General features: G+C 70.3%; 2 protein-coding genes. One reads left to right on the forward strand and one right to left on the reverse strand.

Going from position 1 to position 1772, the window contains the following annotated elements:
- Positions 1-376 precede the first annotated feature (376 nt).
- On the reverse strand, positions 377-760 hold the full coding sequence (locus ACZ5CR_RS44455) for a YrdB family protein (RefSeq protein WP_468869151.1): 384 nt from the start codon (positions 758-760) through the stop codon (positions 377-379).
- Positions 761-849: 89 nt separating this feature from the next.
- Between ACZ5CR_RS44455 and ACZ5CR_RS44460 the strand changes: the two genes are divergently transcribed.
- Complete coding sequence (locus ACZ5CR_RS44460; RefSeq protein WP_468869153.1) at positions 850-1479, forward strand: TetR/AcrR family transcriptional regulator; 630 nt, start codon at positions 850-852, stop codon at positions 1477-1479.
- Positions 1480-1772 lie beyond the last annotated feature (293 nt).

Here is a 1772-nt window from a genome sequence, read left to right on the forward strand (position 1 = left end):
CCGAAGCGCCGGCGGAGGCCGAGGCGCTGGCGGACGCCGAGGCGCCCCTGTCTCCGCCCCCGGCTCCTTCGACCTTGTCGGGCCGGTCATCGTCACCGCCGCCCGAACCGCATCCGGTCAGCAAGAGCGCGGTGCTTGCGGTGATCGCGACCGCAACGGGCAGGAAACGGCGCTTCACTTCTGACTCCAGTTGGGGCGACGGCGTCTCAGGGCAACTGACGATGCCCAAGATGCAAATGCTTTCACGCGAACGATTCACCCCAGGCTGCGGGGCATTGAGTTGGCTCGGATCACATACATGCCAGATCCGTAGGCGACGGCGCGCCGCTTCGTCACTCCCGCCCCCGCCCCCGCCACCCCGTCGCCCCGCCCAGCGTCACTTCGTCAGAAGCCACCAGACCCGGTCGTAGGCGAGGACGTGATAGACGACGAGGGCGGCGAGGAACCAGCGGGCGACGCGGCGGATCTCCAGCTGGTGGAGGGCGGCGGCCGCCCCGAAGAACACGGCGAGTTCGAGGAGCAGCCGGAGCGGGCCCGGTGTCTCGAAGTCGGTCTCGCCCGAGCGCGACTCGTCGCCCGACACGGCGAAGGCGCCCCAGGCCCAGCCGACGAAGACGGGCAGGGCGACCACGGTGAGCCAGCGCCACGGCGATGGTGTCCTGCGCCATGCCCACAGACCGAGGCAGCCCAGCGCGAAGAGTTCGAAGAGGAAACGGATCAACAGCATGGCCGGGTTGTAGGCCAGAGCGATGGTGGCCAACGTGCTCCCCCAGGGTCGGTGACGTGAGGGGGAGCATAATTACGCTACGGCAGTTGCGTAAAGGAGGTGGCCTGGTTAAATTTGTTCCCATGACCACCACTGCCCGGCGCGGCCGCCCCCGGGGGGAAGGTACCGACGCCCGCATCCTCGCGGCGGCGCACGAACTGCTCCTGGAGCGCGGGTACGAGGGCTACTCGATCGACGAGGTCGCCCAGCGGGCCGAAGTGGCCAAGACCACGCTCTACCGGCGCTGGCCCAGCAAGGACCACCTCATCGTCGCCGTCGTCGCCAAGATCCAGGACGACGTCCCGGTGACGGACACCGGAGACATCCGGCACGACCTCGTCGCGTATCTCGAAGCCATCGTGGCGGGCCTGGACCGGATGCGCCGGGTCGGCGCGTCGGTGGACGGCCCGTCGGCCGGCCTGGTCGCGGAGCTCGTCGCGGCCGCCGCCCGCCATGCGGATGTGGGCCAGGCCGTACGGGCGGTCTTCGCCCGCCGCAACGCACTGCCGCTCGCACTCCTGGAGACCGCGCGGGCACGCGGCGACCTGAACGCCGACGCCCAACCGGGCCTGATCTTCGACGGGTTGGCGGGCGCGGTCTACTACCGCCTGCTGATCACGGGCGAGCCCTTCGGCGGCGACTACGCCTCCCGCCTCGTCGACCAGGTCCTGGCCGGAGCCCTTGCACCGGCCCCGCGCGCCGAACGAAGCTGATCGCTACCGGGCATAGCGTGCTGCAGTGTTCCCGCCCGCACGCTCAGAGCTGACGGGGCGTTGCCGTGATGGTCCGCCGACACCCGCATCCCGGTCGACGCACACGACCGAGGAGACGTGCGCCGCAGACCGCACTCGCTTCTGGTCCGTGCTGTCCGCCGTCCTCTTCGTGCCCGCGGCGCTGGCAGTCGGTGTGCTGACCCTCGCCTCCGAGCAGGCGGGGCGCTGCCTGACGTATGGGGAACAGTGCGGCTCGTCCCTGCCGGAGTGGCTGTTCGTGTTGTGCCTCGGCT

It is taken from the genome of Streptomyces sp. NPDC031274, assembly GCF_055570235.1.

What these genes read in the sequence shown, in the direction of transcription:
- ACZ5CR_RS44460 (WP_468869153.1), top strand. Translation starts at nt 850, where the DNA reads ATGACCACCACTGCCCGGCGCGGCCGCCCCCGGGGGGAAGGTACCGAC.